Raw genomic sequence first — 16,720 nt, forward strand, 5'->3', positions numbered from 1 at the left:
GACACCGCCGAACAACCCTTCACAGAAAGCCCCCCGACCACAGGTCGGGGGGCTTTCTGCATTCACGGGTCCTCCCGCGCACCAACAGGATTCAGCGCTGCGTGAGTTCCTACGTCCGTGTGAACCCGACGGCGTCCAGAGCCGACGCAACGACCTTCTCGACGCCGTTCACATCGGGAACGCCGGCGCCGTTCTCGTCCGATTGCAGATTCTCCAACGTGTCGAACTGGGACTGGAGGAGGGACGGCGGCATGAAGTGCCGGCGCTTGGACATCCGGTCGAGCAGAGTGTCGTAGTCGGCCTGCAGATGAACGAAGAACAGCTCCGTATGTCCCTCTCGGAGCCAATTCCTGTAGAGCCTCGTCAAGGCCGAGCACGCAGTGACCGAGGTTTCCCCGCGTGCCGCCACCCGACCGATCTCCTGTGCCACGGCAGCGAGCCACGGCTTCCGGTCGTCGTCGTCCAGCGGGTGCCCTGCCGACATCTTCTCGATGTTCGACGCAGGGTGGAGTTTGTCCCCCTCGATGAACGTGCTGCTGAGCTTCGTGGCGAGGGCGCTCCCCACCGTCGTCTTCCCGGTACCGGACACCCCCATGACGATGATGTGGCGCGGAAGTTCCTGTGCAGGTTCCTGCACTCAGAACACCACCCAGAGCAGTGATGCCAGCGCGAAGACCGCGAGTCCCAGTGTCGTTTCCATGACCGTCCATGTCTTGAGTGTCGTTTTCTCGTCCATGCCGAAGAATCGGCTGACGAGCCAGAAGCCGGAATCGTTGACGTGGGAGAGCACGGTTGCTCCCGCCGCGATCGCGAACACCAGCAGTGCGATATCGAAGTTACCCAACCCCAGTTCCGCGACCTGTGCCGACACCAGGCCCGCGGTCGTCGTGAGTGCTACTGTGGCGCTCCCCTGGGCCACGCGGAGGGCTGCCGCGATCAGGAACGCCTGCAGGATCAGCGAGAATCCTAGGTCGGAGAGAGACTCCGTCAGGGAGGCGCCGATACCACTGGCGCGGAGGACGCCACCGAACATCCCGCCGGCGCCGGTGATGAGGATGATCGCGCAGACCGGTCCGAGAGCGTCGTCCATGAGCGCCGTGGCCTTGGAGACGCTGAACCGCCCGGGTGCGAGGACTACGAGAGACAGAAGCACTGTCAGGAGCAACGCGACGGGCGTCTGGCCCAGCAGGATGAGGGCATCTGCCCAGGGCGCGTCCTCCGAGATCGCGCCGGCTGTCTGCAGCGTCGACACCCCGGTGTTGAGGCAGATCAGGATCAACGGGAAGAGGAGTACCCCGAGAACGGCGATGAAGCGCGGGGGTGCGTAGGTGGGAGCGTCAGCATCCTCGGCATCCCCGAACAGTGCAGCAGGGGTCGTGACGAACCGATGGCCGAGCCGGGTGCCGACGAGGTACGAGCCGACGAACCACGCGACGACGGCTACCGGCACACCCAGGATCAAGGTGAGACCGATGTCGCCGCCCATGAGGTCGGCCGCGGCGACGGGCCCCGGATGCGGCGGAACGATCGCGTGCATCGCGGCGAAGGCACCGGCTGTCGGCAAGGCGTAGAGCAGGATCGAGCCACCGAAGCGTCGCGCTACCGAGAAGATGATCGGCAGGAAGATGACCAGGCCGGCATCGAAGAAGATCGGGAAACCGAAGATCAACGCCGCCACGCCGAGGGCGAACGGCGCCCGCTTCTCCCCGAACCTGGCGATCAGCGTATCCGCGAGAACCTGTGCCCCGCCGGTCCGTTCGAGCAGTCGACCCAGCATGACGCCGAGGGCGACGAGCAGCGCGACGCTGCCGAGTGTCCCGCCGAAGCCGGTGAGCAGCGTGTCCGGCACGTCCCCGAGAGGGATGCCGGCGGCAACCGCGGTCAGCAGACTCACCAGTACGAGCGACAGGAAGGCGTGCAACTTGACCTTCATGATGAGGAAAAGCAGAAGTGCGACCGCGATGGCCGCCACGCTCAGCAGATAGGCGGTGCCGTGCACCGGTTCCATGATGTCCACGCCGCATCACCTTTCACAGGAAACGACTTCGACACTAACGTCGTGGGACGGTCCGACACGTGCGCCTACGCCTCACCGTGTCCGAATCGTCACGATCACCGGGTGCGTGCGACTCTGGCTTCGTCCCACACCGGCTCCGACGACTCGTAGACCTTGCCGTCGGATCCGAAGACGAGGAACCGATCGAAGCTCTTGGCGAACCAGCGGTCGTGAGTCACGGTGATCACTGTGCCGTCGAACGCGACGATGGCGTCCTGCAACGAGTCGGCCGACTCGAGATCGAGGTTGTCGGTCGGCTCGTCGAGAAGCAGCATCGTGGCTCCGGACAACTCGAGCAACAGGATCTGCAGACGGGCCTGCTGACCTCCGGAGAGGTCGTCGTACTTCTGTTCCGCCTGTCGGGACAACCCGTATCTGTCGAGTGCGCGGGATGCAGCCTCGCGGCCCATGCCGTCGCGGTGCGAGGTACCCGTGTGCATGATGTCCAGCAGCGTATTGCCCTCGAGGTCGGGCCGCGTGTGAGTCTGCGCGAAAAGGCCGGGTCGGACTCTGGCGCCCAGAGTTGCTGTGCCACTGTGCGGTACGGGTGCGATGTCCAACTCGCTGACGGGGAGGTGCTCGGTCGCGGGGTCGGTTCCACCGGCAGCGAGCAACCGCAGGAAGTGTGACTTGCCCGAGCCGTTGGAACCCAGCACGGCCACACGGTCGCCGTACCAGATCTCCGTGTCGAAGGGCTGCATCAGACCGGTCAGCTCGAGTCCGGTGCAGACGAGCGCGCGTTTCGCGGTGCGGCCACCCGTCAGGCGAACCGCCACGTTCTGACGCAGCGGAACTGCTTCCGGGGGTCCGGCCTCCTCGAACTTCGCCAGTCGCGTCTGCGCTGCGTGGTAGCGGGAGGCGACACCGTCGTTGAACTTCGACTTCTCCCGCAGGCGCAAGACCAATGCCCGCAACTTGATCCGTTCCTCGTCCCACCGAGCGCGTAGTTCGTCCAGCCGAGCGTTGCGCTTCTCGCGCGCCTCGGTGTAGGTGGAGAAGTCGCCGCCATGGACCCAGGCGGATGCACCGTTGACGCCGGGCTCCAGCGTGACGATGCGAGTTGCGGCCGTCGCCAACAACTCTCGGTCGTGACTGATGAACAGGACCGACTTGTCCGACGCCGCGATCGTGCGCTCGAGCCAACGCTTTCCCGGAACGTCGAGGTAGTTGTCGGGCTCGTCGAGAAGCAGCAGTTGGTCGTTTCCCGCGAACAGGGCTTCGAGCACGAGGCGCTTCTGCTCACCTCCGCTGAGCGTCGATGCGGCGCGCCATTTCGCACGGTCGAACGGCATCCCCATCGCCGACATGGTGACCTCGTCCCAGAACGGCTCGAGGTCGTATCCGCCGACGTCGCCCCAATCGGAGAGCGCCTGCGCGTAGGCCATCTGGGTCGCTTCGTCGTCGCGATCGATCATCGCGTTCTCGGTGTCGTCGAGAAGCCGAGCCGACCGGCGCACCTGCTCCGTACATACCGACAGCAGCAGATCCCGCACCGTGGTGTCGTCGCGGACCTGCCCGACGAACTGACGCATCACCCCGAGCGTGCCCGACCTGCCGACGGTGCCCTCGTCCGGAGCGATGTCGCCGGCCACGATCCGGGTGATGGTCGTCTTGCCCGTTCCGTTCGGACCGATCAAGGCCGTCTTCGCGCCGTCGCCCACACGGAACGACACTCCGTCGAGCAACTGGCGCCCGTCGGGCAGGAAGTAGTCGACGTCGGACAGTTCGAGATGGGACACGGGACATCAGACTACGGACGTTCGTGCAGACTTGACCGATGCAGCACACAGAGCGACCGCGACCGAGGCTCGTCGCATCGGACGTCGACGGCACCCTCATCGATCATCACGAGCGCGTGACCGCCCGTACGAAGGCGGCCGTTCATGCCGTCGCCGCCGCCGGGGACACCTTCGTCCTCTCGACCGGTCGCCCGCCGCGGTGGATCAGCCCCATCGTCGAGCAGCTGGGCTACGCACCGATGTCGGTGTGCGCGAACGGCGCGGTGATCTACGACAGCGAGAACGATCGCATCGTGTCCGCTCGGACCCTGAGTGTGTCCGATCTCGCCGAACTGGCGGCGCTGGCGGAATCGCTGATCGAGGGCTGTGGCCTCGCTGTCGAGCGCGTCGGTCGCAGCGCCCACGACGCCGCGACTCCGCAGTTCGTCAGCTCGCCCGGATACGAGCACGCATGGCTCAATCCCGACAACACCGAGACCTCGCCCGAGGACGTGCTGTCGGCACCTGCCGTGAAACTGCTGATCCGGCAGTCGTCGATGACCAGTGGAGACATGGCGGCGGCGTTGTCGTCCCACGTCGAGCACCTGGCCGACGTGACGTTCTCGACCGACAACGGACTCATCGAACTGAGTGCGCCGGGGGTGTCCAAGGCGTCCGGACTGCTCGAGATCGCCCGAACCCTGGGTATCGACGCATCCGAGATGGTCGCGTTCGGCGACATGCCGAACGACATCCCGATGCTGTCGATGGTGGGCCACGGCGTCGCGATGGCGAATGCTCACCCCGCCGCGATCGCCGTGGCCGACGAAGTCACCACGAGCAACGCGGACGACGGTGTCGCCCGCGTGCTCGAACGGTGGTGGACCTGACCCGGCGGTGTCAGCCGACGGGTGCGGGCTCCGGTGCGGGTGCTGCCTCGGGGACCGGTGCGACCAGGCCGTCGGCAGGAGCGCCGGCGTTCATTTCCGCCGTGTAGGTGTCGGTGAACGTCTTCACCACCGTCGTGACGATTCCGGTGACCTCGTCGAAGGACAGCGAACCGTTCTCGAAGTCGGACTGCCACCCGTTCGGGATGCGGTACTCGTCCGAGGTCGGGAGCCCGAGCGAGCCGGATTCCGATCCCATGGCGACGAACTGCTTGAAGATCTGTCCCAGCACCGAGACCACCTGGCCGCTGGGCGTGGTGTAGATCGACCCGTTGGTGAAGTCGGCGCGTGTCTGGCCCTCCGGTGCTGCGAGCAGACCGGTCAGAGCGGCACCGAGTCGACCGGACTCGCCACCCTCGGCCACCCACTTCTGGACGATCGGGTTCTGCACACCCATCGCCAACAGCTCGGAGACCAGGCCGGTCAGCGTCGTTCCCGGGGCCGGTGACGCAGCATCGACGCTGGGCGGTGCGACGAGACCGTCGGTGCCGGGTGTCGCACCGTCAGGTGTCGTCGTGTCGGGTGTGGCGGGAGTCGTCGGAGCCGACGTCCCGTTGAGGTTCGCCGCGGCGATCGAGCGGATCTCGTCCATGCGGCCGTACGCGGCGTCGCCCGGGCATTCGGTGTTGCCGACATCGCGGTGCGCGAAGATCACCGGCAGATCGATCGACTTGCCCTGCTGGACGAAGGTGTACTGCGTGCCTTCCGAGGTCATCGTGGTCTGTCCCTGCGGATCCAGACCGGCCTTGCCGAGACGCCAGCCGAGGAACTTGCCGGCCGCGTCGAGCGACTCCTGAGTCGGCTGCTCGGTGCTGTAGTCACCCATCAGCGCGAGACCGACAGTGTTCTCGTTGAAGCCGCCGGCGTGCGCGCCCTCGACGTTGCGGTCCAGGCCGCCTGCGCGACCCTCGAAGACCTGGCCGTACTTGTCCACCAGCACGTTGTAGCCGATGTCGCACCAGCCCAGCGTCTGCGCGTGGTACGCGTAGATCGCTCGGACGATGCCCGCGGACTCGTCCTTGGTGTAGTTGTTGCTGCCCGCGGTGTGGTGCACGGTGGCACCGCCCAGGGAGTCGTCGTACGTGGGGGATCCGCAGCGCTTGGACTCGTCGGCGCCCCACTGCGCGCGGGTGATCACCGAGGGGCCGGAACCCTCGACGGGACTCGCGATGTCACTCAGCGTGCTGTCGGCGGCCGAGGTTCCGGGCGTGATCAGCACGGCGGTGGCCGCGGCGAGCGTGTCCGCGATCGGTTCCGCACGCAGGGGGCGTGACGACGATGCGGGCACGTAGCCCAGGTCCTGAGCGACAGGAGCGGCCGGCGCGACAGGATCGGCTGCATCGGGAAGCGGTGCGGGCGCAGGGTCCACCGGGAACGCCGGATCGGCCGGGTTCAGCGCAGCGCCGGCAGGAACGGTGGGTGTCAGCAGGAACTGCACGCGCTTGGTCATGCCCACGAAGATGGGTTCGGTGCCCGCGGACACCGTGGGAACGTCGCTGTCGGTGCGTCCCGTGTCGATCGGCTGCGTCTCGTTCCACGGCCCCCAGGAACCGTCGTCGAGCTGGGCGCGAACGCGGGCGACAGCGGAGCCGAGCTGATCGGCGGTGAGTGCCACCATGCTGAACGGGGTCTCCTGCGAGACCTCCTTGACCACGGCGCCCGCATCGGCGGGGTCGACCGGAGCCGGCGGCGGAGTGGGAGCGGCGGCCGGGACCTCGGGGACGGTGAGCCCCGGGATGGCCGGAATCTCGAAGGAGTCCGGCAGCGACAGGTCGCGCAGCGAGCCCAGGTCGATGTCGGGCAGGTCGAGACCCGTCAGTTCCTTCAGCGGGATGACGATGTCGGGGGCGTTCGCGAGCGCCAACTTGGCGATCTGCGTGGGCACGACAGCTGTCTCGTCGTTGGCCGCGCGTACACCGGACGTGCTGTCCCCGACTGCGTAGACCACGACAGGGCTCGTGACCGCGAGTGCGGCGACGACGCCCAAGATCAGTGATGGCTTCGGTCGACGGTGCAAGACGATTTCTCCCCTGGTAGGCGGTGCTACGCGGTCAGCGTCACATGTGACAGATGTGACTCATGTGATAGGTGATGCGCAACAGACGTCACAGTAACCACAGAAGGGTCAACCATCAACCTCAAGTAGAGGGTTCGGCCAGGTGTTCGAACGATTGCGTCCCACGCGAGGGTTGCGGGACCACTACACGGCGTCGGATACCCTGGTCACCCGTGACTGATACTTCGCGAGGCCAGTACGATCTCATCGTCGTGGGGTCCGGCTTCTACGGCCTCACCATCGCCGAACGAAGCGCCACGGAGCTGGGAAAACGAGTGCTCGTCCTGGACCGACGTTCGCACATCGGCGGCAACGCCTACTCGGAGCCCGAGCCGCAGACCGGCATCGAGATCCACAAGTACGGCGCCCACCTGTTCCACACGTCCAACGAGAAGGTGTGGGACTACGTCACCCGCTTCACCGAGTTCACGGGCTACCAGCACCGCGTCTTCGCGCTGCACAAGGGCCAGGCGTACCAGTTCCCGATGGGCCTCGGTCTGGTGTCGCAGTTCTTCGGCCGGTACTTCACCCCTGCCGAGGCCCGCGCGCTCATCGAGGAACAGTCCAGCGAGATCTCCGTCGAGGACGCGTCGAACCTCGAGGAGAAGGGGATCGCGCTGATCGGCCGCCCGCTCTACGAGGCGTTCGTCCGCGACTACACGGCCAAGCAGTGGCAGACCGACCCCAAGGATCTGCCCGCCGGCAACATCGCCCGGCTCCCCGTCCGGTATACGTTCGACAACCGCTACTTCAACGACACGCACGAGGGTCTGCCGGTGGACGGTTACACCGCGTGGCTCGAGAACATGGCGAAGAGCGACCTGATCGAGGTGCGCCTGGACACCGACTGGTTCGACGTCCGTGACGCCCTCCGCGCCGAGAGCCCGGACGCGCCCGTCGTCTACACCGGGCCCCTGGACCGCTACTTCGACTTCGCCGACGGCGAATTGGGTTGGCGCACACTCGACTTCGAGACCGAGGTGCTCGACACCGGCGACTTCCAGGGCACGCCCGTCATGAACTACAACGACGCGGACGTTCCCTTCACGAGAATTCATGAGTTCCGGCACTTCCACCCCGAGCGCGACTACCCGGCCGACAAGACCGTCATCATGCGCGAGTACTCGCGTTTCGCGGAGTCGGGCGACGAGCCGTACTACCCCATCAACACACCCGACGACCGCGCGAAGGTGACCGCCTACCGCGAGCGGGCGAAGCGCGAAACCGCCGAGAACTCGGTGCTGTTCGGTGGTCGCCTGGGTACCTACCAGTACCTCGACATGCACATGGCCATCGCCAGTGCATTGACCACGTTCGAGAACACGTTGCGTCCGCACCTCGAATCCGGTGCGCCGCTGGGGGATTCGGCGTGAGCGCCGACACCCTGCTCGGTGTGTCACTCCTCCAGCGCATCCTGCTCCCGCGAGCCGGGGAGCCGCTGGACGTCCGGACCCTCTACACCGACGAGGCGCGTACCAACCCTCGTCGCGCGCATTCGCTCTCCCGCACGTCGGTCTCCATCGGCTCCGAGTCGGAGGTGTCGTTCGGGACGTACTTCAACGCGTTCCCGGCCAGCTACTGGCGCCGCTACAGCACGTTGACCTCCGTGGTGCTGCAGGTGGAGGTCGTCGGGCACTGCCGCGTCGACGTCTACCGCTCCAAGGCCGACGGTTCCCGTATCCACGTGCAGGGCAAGGACACCGACGACGCGCAGATCACCGCCGCCGCCGGGACGACGCTCGAGTTCGAGGTGGACCTCGGTCCCTTCGAGGACGGTGGATGGATCTGGTTCGACGTCACCACCGACACCGACGTCGAGTTGACGGCAGCCGGCTGGTTCGCGCCCGTCGAGGCGCCGGGTCGCGGAACCGTCGCGATCGGCATCCCCACCTTCAACCGGCCGACCGACTGCGTGAAGGCACTGACCGCCATCGCGTCGGATCCGCTCGTCATGGCCGTCGTCGATGCCGTGATCGTGCCCGACCAGGGCACCCGGAAGGTGCGCGACGAGCCGGGCTTCGACGCCGCCGCCGCCGCATTCGGTGATCTGCTGAGCATCCACGACCAGGCAAACCTCGGTGGATCCGGCGGCTACAGCCGCATCATGTACGAGGCGCTCGAGAACACCGACGCCGAGCACATCCTCTTCATGGACGACGACATCGAGATCGAGCCCGACTCGATCCTGCGAGCTCTCGCCATGGCTCGTTTCGCCAAGGTGCCGACGCTCGTCGGCGGCCAGATGCTGAACCTGCAGGCCCGCAGCCATCTGCACGTGATGGGCGAGAAGATCGACACCGGCATCTTCATGTGGGGCGGAGCGCAGAACGTCGAGTACGACCACGACTTCGCGGAGAAGCCGCTGCGCGAATCCACGCTTCTCCATCGCCGGATCGACGTGGACTACAACGGCTGGTGGATGTGCCTCATCCCACGCGTCGTGGCCGAGACCATCGGTCAGCCGCTCCCGCTGTTCATCAAGTGGGACGACGCCGAGTACGGATTGCGGGCCCGTGACGCCGGCTTCCCGACGGTGACGCTTCCCGGTGCCGCGATCTGGCACATGGCGTGGAGCGACAAGGACGACGCCATCGACTGGCAGGCCTACTTCCACCTGCGCAACCGCCTGGTCGTGGCGTCGCTGCACATGCCGGGATCGGCGCGCGGGCTGGTGCTGAACACCGTCAAGGCCACGATGAAGCATCTGCTCTGCCTCGAGTACTCGACCGTCGCGATCCAGAACATGGCCATCCGCGACTTCCTGGCAGGGCCCGAGCACATCATGGAGATCCTCCCGACCGCCTTGGCCGAGGTCCATCGGGTGCGCAAGCAATATCCCGATGCCGTCGTCGTACCGTCGTCGACTCTCCTTCCGGCTCCCAGCGGTGCCGACGTGCCCGCGGTGGGATCACCGGTCGGTCCTGCGGCGAAGGTGTCGCGGCTGGCCAAGGGCGTCCTGAACAACCTGAAGGCGGCCAAGGGGGAGCATCACGACCGGCCGCAGCTCAATGTGCCGACCCTCGACGCACGGTGGTACCTGCTCTCGCAGGTCGACGGCGTCACCGTCACCACCGCCGACGGCCGCGGAGTCGTCTACCGCAAGCGTGACCCGAAGATCGCGTCGGCGCTGCTCGCCGAGTCGATCGCGTTGCGACGCGAACTGCTCGCCCGCTTCCCCGAACTGTCCGACCGGTACCGTCGCGCCGTGCCCGAACTCACCAGCAAGGAGCGTTGGGAACGTGTCTTCAGCTACCCGAACTGAGGGAACCGCCAACCTGGACGTCCGGGCGCTGCTCGCGGTCCAGGACAGTGTCGGGTCGTTGCCGGGCGCCGTGCGCGCTGCCCGTGGCATGTCTCACTTCGGTGAGCATGCCCTCGGCTGGATCGCCATCGGCGGTATCGGTGCGCTCGTCGACGCCGACCGTCGCGAGAAGTGGGCCTCCGTCGCGGTCGGTGCGGTCGGCGCGCACGCCGCATCGATCGTCGTCAAGCGCATCTCGCGCCGCCGACGCCCGACGCATCCGTCGGTGCGCATCGGTGTGAGTACACCCAGCAAATTCAGTTTTCCGTCCTCCCACGCCACGTCCACGACGGCCGCCGCCCTGCTGATCGGGCGGGCCACCGGCCTCCCCGTGGCAGCGGCGATCGTGCCCTCCATGCTCGTGTCCCGTCTGGTGCTCGGAGTTCACTATCCTTCGGACGTGGTGGTGGGGTCCGCGCTCGGCGCGTTGGCCGCAGCAGCAACGGTGCGTGTGGAGAAGAACGTGGCGGTTCGATTCGGTCCGACTGTCGGAGACGCAGCGGCCACGACAGCAGGAGAAGCATGAGCGAGGAACCCGTCGTCGTCGGCGCGCCGCCGAAAAATCTGGCGTCAGGCATCGTCAAAGCAGTCCGGCCCCGCCAGTGGGTCAAGAACGTGCTGGTTCTCGCGGCGCCGCTCGCCGCCGGATCGGTGACCGAGAGTTCGGTCCTTCTTCCGGTCGCGCTCGCGTTCCTGGTCTTCTGCATGGCCGCGTCCGGCATCTACCTGGTCAACGACGCGATGGATGTCGAGGCCGACCGAGCTCATCCCACCAAGCGGTTCCGGCCCATCGCGGCGGGCGTCCTCCCGGTCAATCTTGCGTTCGCGATGGCGGTGGTGCTGCTCGGCGGCGCGATCGGCCTGTCGTTCCTGGCCAACTGGAACCTCGCGGTCGTCATGGGCGTGTACATCGGCGTCCAGCTGGCCTACTGCTTCGGCCTCAAGCACCAGGCCGTGCTCGACATCTGCATCGTGTCGTCGGGCTTCCTGCTGCGGGCGATCGCCGGCGGAGTCGCCGCCGACATCCCGCTGTCGCAGTGGTTCCTGCTGATCATGGCGTTCGGTTCGCTGTTCATGGCGGCCGGCAAGCGCTACGCGGAACTGCAGTTGGCGGAGCGCACCGGCGCGAAGATCCGCAAGTCGCTCGAGAACTACACCACCACCTACCTGCGCTTCGTGTGGACGCTGAGTGCGACCGCGGTGGTCATCTGTTACGGCCTGTGGGCGTTCGACCAGGACGCCAAGAACGGCACCAGCATGTTCGCCATCTCGATGGTTCCGTTCACGGTCGCTATCCTGCGATACGCAGTCGACGTCGACGGCGGCGAAGCGGGTGAGCCGGAGGAGATCGCGCTCGGAGATCGGGTGCTCCAACTGCTCGCCATCGTGTGGATCGGAGTGGTGGGTGTCGCTGTCTACCTCGCATGAGGATGTGACAGATCTTCCTGGCGACGACGAGTCGCGGGTGACCGACGCGGTGGAGACACCGCGGTGGGCCCGAGTGACCGGCGCCGTCGGCATCGTCGTGGTCGGAATCCTCGCGTTCGTGGGGGCGTGGGACCGTCGATGGATCGCCGACGACGGCTTGATCGTGCTGCGCACGGTGCGGAATCTGCTCGCCGGCAACGGTCCCGTCTTCAATGCGGGCGAGCGTGTCGAGACCAACACCAGCGCTGCCTGGACCTACGTGGTCTATGCGTTCTCCTGGCTCAGTGGTGTGCGCCTCGAGTACGTCGTCCTGACCATCGCCTTGGTTCTGACGACGGCGGCCGTGGTGGTCGCCATGATCGGCACCGCACGTCTGTACTCGGGCCGCGCGGTGCTGGTGCTCCCCGCGGGAGCGATCGTCTACATCGCGGTTCCCCCGGCGCGAGACTTCGCGACGTCGGGACTCGAGTCGTGCCTGGTGATCTTCTGGATCGCCGTCCTGTGGTGGCTGATGGTCCGGTGGGCGGATCGGCGACAGCCGACTCCGTCGCCGGCTCTGGTGCTGGTGATCGCATTCTGGGGCGGCCTCTCGCCGCTGGTCCGGCCGGAACTGGTCATCGTCGGCGGTCTCGCGCTGCTCATGCTGGTGATTGCCTCGCCGGGGTGGGTGCTGCGCGGAGCGATCGTGGTCGTGGCGGGACTCCTGCCGGTCGTCTACCAGATCTGGCGCATGGGCTACTACGCCCTGCCGTACCCCAACACGGCCGTCTCCAAGGACGCGGGCGGAGCCAAGTGGGCACAGGGCTCGACGTACCTGTGGAACCTGGTCGGCCCGTACGCCCTATGGGTGCCGGCGCTGCTGGTCCTGGGCGGGGCACTGATCGCTCTGACCCGACAGCAGCGCTCCCGGCCCTCACGCGGTGACGTGAGCCTTCTGTCGCGGGTTCGCACACCCGGGGCAATGGTGACCTTCGCGTTGGTCGCCGGCCTGATCTCGGCGGTCTACGCGGTCCGTGTCGGCGGCGACTTCATGCACGGCCGCACACTTCTTCCGGCGCTGTTCCTTCTCCTGCTTCCGGTGGCGGTCGTCCCGATCCCGCTGCGCCGCGGCACGGTCGCGCTGGTCTCCTGCGTCGCGCTGTGGCTGGGAATCGTCGTGTGGGCGGTCTTCGCCGCCACCACGACCGGAATGCCGCAGGGCACCACCGTCGGGCGTAGCGGCATCGTCGACGAACGCGCGTTCTACTCGCAGAACACCGGCCACCGGCATCCGATCCTGGCGAGCGACTATCTGGACTACCCGCGCATGCGGGCAATGGTGCAGACCATCGAGAACACTCCGGACGGCGGACTGCTGCTGCCGTCCGCGCAGTTCACCTATTGGGATGTCGTGCCGCCACCGCTGCCCATTCCCGAGGGCGGCGCCGAGCATGTCGTCTACTTCCTCAATCTCGGCATGACGAGCATGAACGTCGGGTTGGACGTCCGCGTGCTCGATCAGATGGGTCTCGCCTATCCGTTGGCCGCTCACACCGAACGTCTGGACAACGGCCGCATCGGACACGACAAGAACCTGTACACGGATTGGGTCGTGGCGGACACCGGAATGGTGGACGTCCATCCCTTCCTGCCGTTCTACCTGGACGAGGAATGGGTCGACCAGGCTCAGGTGGCGTTGACCTGTCCGCAGACGCAGGCGCTGCTGACGTCGTACCGGTCGGACCTGACGAGAGCTCGGTTCATCCAGAACTTCAAGAGTGCGTTGGACTTCGCGGCGTACAGATTCGACCGGGTGCCGGAGTACGAAATACAACGGTGTAATTTGGAACCGCCCCCAGAACGCCCCGCGCCTTGACGCCGTTCGCATCTCGCCCCGAAGTGAGATCCGCGTCACAGTCCGATCACCGGGTCGTGGCGTTTCTGTCTCGGAGTCGTACCGATCCGACAGGTGTGGCTGGATTCTGGCATCTCGTTTGTGTAACGCTGTCCACGTCGGCGGAGATATGTGTAGATGATGTGCGTCGACGCGCACGGTTGCCCGAGGGGCGACTACGCGCGGAAGACGAGACCGACGGTGGATGTTCCGGGTTCCTATTCGGACCATCGCCCGAGATCGATCGACGAAGCGGTGCGGCCGACCGGCTGCACGGAACTGTGAGAGGCCGAATGTATGCGTGACGGGTCCGTTACCGATGTCGCTGGTGACGACAGCGCTCAGCCGCGGAAGGCTTCACGCCTTCGCGCACCCCGAGTAGGCCGACGTATGCGTCAGGCTCTCGTGTCCACCGTGATGGCCGCCGCCATCCCCCTCGGCCTCGCGGTCGTGGGAACCGGGCCCGCCGCTAACGCTGCATTCGACCCGGGCGCCCAGGATTTCTGGGTCGGGTCGTCCATGGGTGACATCAAGAGCCGTGTCTGGCGTGCAGCGGACGGCAACACGAACCGTGTCGTCTACCTGCTCGACGGACTGCGCGCCACGAACGACATCAGCGGCTGGGAGACCGAGACCAACGCAGGCGCATTCCTGGCCAGCTTCAACATCAACGTCGTCGAGCCCGTCGGTGGAGAGTCGAGCTTCTACTCCGACTGGTACGCACCGTCGAACTTCAACGGACAGCGCACCACGTACAAGTGGGAGACCTTCCTGACCCAGGATCTGCGCAACGCTCTGCGCGATCGCCTGGGCTTCCGGTCCAGCCGCAACGGCGTCGTCGGCCTGTCGATGGGTGGCAGCGCCGCCCTGACGCTCGCCGCGTACCACCCGGACCAGTTCAGCTACGCCGGCTCGCTCTCCGGATACCTGAACATCTCGGCTCCCGGTATGCGTGAGGCCATCCGTCTCGCGATGCTCGACGCCGGTCGCTACAACGTCGACAGCATGTGGGGACCCCCGTGGAACCCGGCGTGGCTGCGCAACGACCCGTTCGTGTTCGCGCCTCGCCTGCGCGACAACGGCACCCGCGTGTGGGTCTCGGCCGCCAGCGGCCTGCCCGGTGCCTACGACCGCCCGGTCGCACCGATCGACTTCTACAACACTGCCAACGGCATGGGCCTCGAAGCTCTCGCCCTGGCGAACAGCCGCGCCTTCCAGGTGCGGATGGCCTCGATCGGCGCGAACAACGTGACCTACAGCTTCCCGGCTCAGGGAACGCACCGGTGGGGCTACTGGCAGGACCAGATCTACCAGCTCGCCCCCGACCTCAGCGCCAACATCGGCTGACGTCACCCCTTCTCGACCGACAGCCCCGACCCTCGCACCACGCGAGCCGTCGGGGCTGTCGTGCGTCGCGGGTCGATCCGTCCCGGCGTCGCGACTCCAGTAACATTTGCACCACCAGTAACAGCGAGCCTCCGTCGTACGGTCACCTCCACCGTGTAGAACAAGACGGAACGGCACCCGGTTCGCGGCCAGACGAGCGCGCCGGTGCCTGCGAATCACGGTCATATCAGGAAGCGAGTCCCACACATGCGAGTTCCGAACGCGGCGTCGCGGAGAGCGCGGATGCTGTCCGCCCTGGCGGTATCGCTGGTTCTTCCGCTCGCGGGCGGGTTGACGGCCACGGCGATCGCCGCTCCGGCCCAGGCAGCCCCCGTCCAGACTGCGCCGGTGCGCACCCAGATCGCGGACGCCGGCGCCACGGTGTCGGCCGTCGACTGGATCACCGACCGTCGCGTGGCGGTGTGGGTGAACTCGCCTTCGATGGGAATCCCCATCCAAGTGCAGATCCTTCTCGCGCGTGACTGGAACAAGACGCCGCAGGCCACGTTCCCGTCCGTGTGGATGCTCGACGGAATGCGCGCGACCGACACCGAGAACGGCTGGACCGCCGAGACCGACGCCGAGTCCTGGTTCGCCGACAAGAATGTCAACGTCATTCTGCCCGTGGGTGGTCAGTCCAGCTTCTACTCGGACTGGGCAGAACAGAACAACGGCGTGAACTACAAGTGGGAAACGTTCCTGATGAAGGAACTCCCGCCCATTCTGGAACGTGACTGGCGGTCGAACGACACGCGTGCAGTGGCGGGTCTGTCGATGGGCGGCACCGCGGCGATGACGCTGTCGGCGCGCAACCCCGGTTTCTTCAAGTTCGCGGGATCCTTCTCCGGAATCCTGAGCACGACGACTCTCGGCATGCCGCAGGCCATCGGCTACGCGATGCAGGACGCCGGCGGCTTCGACGCCGGTGCCATGTGGGGCGTCCCGTCCAGTGAACTGTGGGCCCAGCACGATCCGTACGTGCTCGCCGAGAAGCTGAAAGGTATGAGCCTCTACGTCTCCAGTGGCAGCGGCACCGCCGGTGAGTTCGACCAGCAGTCCGACATCCCCGGCATCAGCACCAACTACGCCGGCATGGGCCTCGAGATCCTGTCGCGGCTGACGTCGCAGACCTTCGCCACCAAGCTCAACAAGCTCGGAATCCCGGCATCGATCAACTACCGCCCGTCCGGAACGCACTCGTGGGCGTACTGGCAGTTCGAGCTCAAGCAGGCGTGGCCCCAGATCGCGACCGCACTGGGTGTCGACGTGGACAAGCCCGCGTGCAGCGTCGGTGGGAACATCGGCGGCACGGCGAGCGCCAACGGCTGGCTGGGAGACTGCCTTACCTCCGAGTACGACGTGGCCGGCGGCCGTGCACAGGACTTCCGATTCGGTCGCGTCTTCACCTCCGACAGCGGCACGTTCCCGGTGGCCGGAGCCGTCGGCGGTGCCTACGCCGGGAACGGCGGCCCCGCCGGTGCGTTGGGCATGCCGCTGTCCGGCGAGCTCGGTACCCCGGACGGTCGCGGACGCTACAACTCGTTCCGCAACGGAATGATCTATTGGACGCCGCAGACCGGTGCACACGCCGTGCGCGGAGCCATCCTCGACGAGTGGGCGCGCCAGGGCTACGAGGGTGGACCGCTGGGATACCCGCTTCGCGACGAGGTGCAGACCCCGTCCAAGCCGGGCGCAGTGCAGGGCTTCGAGATCGGCGCCATGTACTTCTCACCCGACACGGGCACACACGCCGTCATGGGCAAGATCATGGAGAAGTACGGCCAGACCGGCTGGGAGAACGGCGCCCTGGGATTCGCCAAGACCAACGAGGTGACGGTCCGCGACGGCGGCCGCTTCACCGAGTTCCAGGGCGGCAACATCTACTGGTCCCCGGCGACCGGTGCCTGGTCGATCCTCAACGGTCAGATCTTCGATGCCTGGAAGAGCGTCGGGTA

12 protein-coding genes are annotated in these 16,720 nt (G+C 66.5%); 8 read left to right on the forward strand and 4 right to left on the reverse strand.

Going from position 1 to position 16,720, the window contains the following annotated elements; translation table 11 throughout:
- Nucleotides 1-109 precede the first annotated feature (109 nt).
- The 3 genes from RU01_RS12100 to RU01_RS12110 all read right to left on the reverse strand — a co-directional run bounded on the left by RU01_RS12100 (nucleotide 110) and on the right by RU01_RS12110 (nucleotide 3,795).
- Nucleotides 110-637, reverse strand: a complete 528-nt coding sequence (locus RU01_RS12100) for a gluconokinase (RefSeq protein ID WP_231568689.1) — start codon at nucleotides 635-637, stop codon at nucleotides 110-112.
- Complete coding sequence (locus RU01_RS12105) at nucleotides 638-2,017, reverse strand: GntP family permease (RefSeq protein WP_042574822.1); 1,380 nt, start codon at nucleotides 2,015-2,017, stop codon at nucleotides 638-640.
- 95 nt (nucleotides 2,018-2,112) lie between these two features.
- A complete protein-coding gene (locus RU01_RS12110; protein WP_042574823.1) occupies nucleotides 2,113-3,795 on the reverse strand; it encodes an ABC-F family ATP-binding cassette domain-containing protein in 1,683 nt (560 codons plus the stop codon).
- 38 nt (nucleotides 3,796-3,833) lie between these two features.
- On the opposite strand from RU01_RS12110, the gene RU01_RS12115 reads away from it, so the two are divergent.
- Nucleotides 3,834-4,664: a Cof-type HAD-IIB family hydrolase gene (locus RU01_RS12115; RefSeq protein ID WP_042574824.1), complete on the forward strand. Its 831-nt coding sequence runs from the start codon at nucleotides 3,834-3,836 to the stop codon at nucleotides 4,662-4,664.
- Nucleotides 4,665-4,674: 10 nt separating this feature from the next.
- Here RU01_RS12115 and RU01_RS12120 read toward each other — a convergent pair whose 3' ends face one another.
- Nucleotides 4,675-6,738 carry an N-acetylmuramoyl-L-alanine amidase gene (locus RU01_RS12120; RefSeq protein ID WP_042574825.1) on the reverse strand — a complete coding sequence of 688 codons (2,064 nt, stop codon included), beginning with the start codon at nucleotides 6,736-6,738 and terminating at the stop codon, nucleotides 4,675-4,677.
- Between the two features lie 212 nt (nucleotides 6,739-6,950).
- Here RU01_RS12120 and glf point away from each other — a divergent pair, with 212 nt between their 5' ends.
- From glf to RU01_RS12155, 7 genes are all read left to right on the forward strand, one after another.
- Nucleotides 6,951-8,150, forward strand: coding sequence for a UDP-galactopyranose mutase (gene glf, locus RU01_RS12125; protein ID WP_231568690.1), 1,200 nt, complete (start codon nucleotides 6,951-6,953; stop codon nucleotides 8,148-8,150).
- Nucleotides 8,147-10,039, forward strand: coding sequence for a glycosyltransferase (locus RU01_RS12130; protein ID WP_082043074.1), 1,893 nt, complete (start codon nucleotides 8,147-8,149; stop codon nucleotides 10,037-10,039). The genes glf and RU01_RS12130 overlap by 4 nt, the downstream gene beginning before the upstream one ends.
- On the forward strand, nucleotides 10,017-10,604 hold the full coding sequence (locus RU01_RS12135; protein ID WP_042574827.1) for a phosphatase PAP2 family protein: 588 nt from the start codon (nucleotides 10,017-10,019) through the stop codon (nucleotides 10,602-10,604). Before RU01_RS12130 ends, RU01_RS12135 begins: the two co-directional genes overlap by 23 nt.
- Nucleotides 10,601-11,506: a decaprenyl-phosphate phosphoribosyltransferase gene (locus tag RU01_RS12140; RefSeq protein ID WP_042574828.1), complete on the forward strand. Its 906-nt coding sequence runs from the start codon at nucleotides 10,601-10,603 to the stop codon at nucleotides 11,504-11,506. The genes RU01_RS12135 and RU01_RS12140 overlap by 4 nt, the downstream gene beginning before the upstream one ends.
- 49 nt (nucleotides 11,507-11,555) lie before the next feature.
- Nucleotides 11,556-13,361 (forward strand): flagellar motor control protein ZomB, encoded by a 1,806-nt coding sequence (zomB, locus tag RU01_RS12145; RefSeq protein ID WP_442970508.1) that lies wholly within the window; start codon nucleotides 11,556-11,558, stop codon nucleotides 13,359-13,361.
- 408 nt (nucleotides 13,362-13,769) lie between these two features.
- Nucleotides 13,770-14,726: an alpha/beta hydrolase gene (locus RU01_RS12150; protein ID WP_231568691.1), complete on the forward strand. Its 957-nt coding sequence runs from the start codon at nucleotides 13,770-13,772 to the stop codon at nucleotides 14,724-14,726.
- Between the two features lie 246 nt (nucleotides 14,727-14,972).
- Nucleotides 14,973-16,720 (forward strand): alpha/beta hydrolase-fold protein (locus RU01_RS12155; protein ID WP_156148892.1); only part of this gene is annotated, 1,748 nt, incomplete at its 3' end.

The sequence above is a fragment of the Rhodococcus sp. MEB064 genome (assembly GCF_000834565.1).
Lineage (GTDB): Bacteria > Actinomycetota > Actinomycetes > Mycobacteriales > Mycobacteriaceae > Rhodococcoides.

Coding starts and splice junctions, on each gene's coding strand:
- RU01_RS12115 (WP_042574824.1), top strand. CDS start 3,834: ATGCAGCACACAGAGCGACCGCGACCGAGGCTCGTCGCATCGGACGTC.
- RU01_RS12140 (WP_042574828.1), top strand. CDS start 10,601: ATGAGCGAGGAACCCGTCGTCGTCGGCGCGCCGCCGAAAAATCTGGCG.
- RU01_RS12150 (WP_231568691.1), top strand. CDS start 13,770: ATGCGTCAGGCTCTCGTGTCCACCGTGATGGCCGCCGCCATCCCCCTC.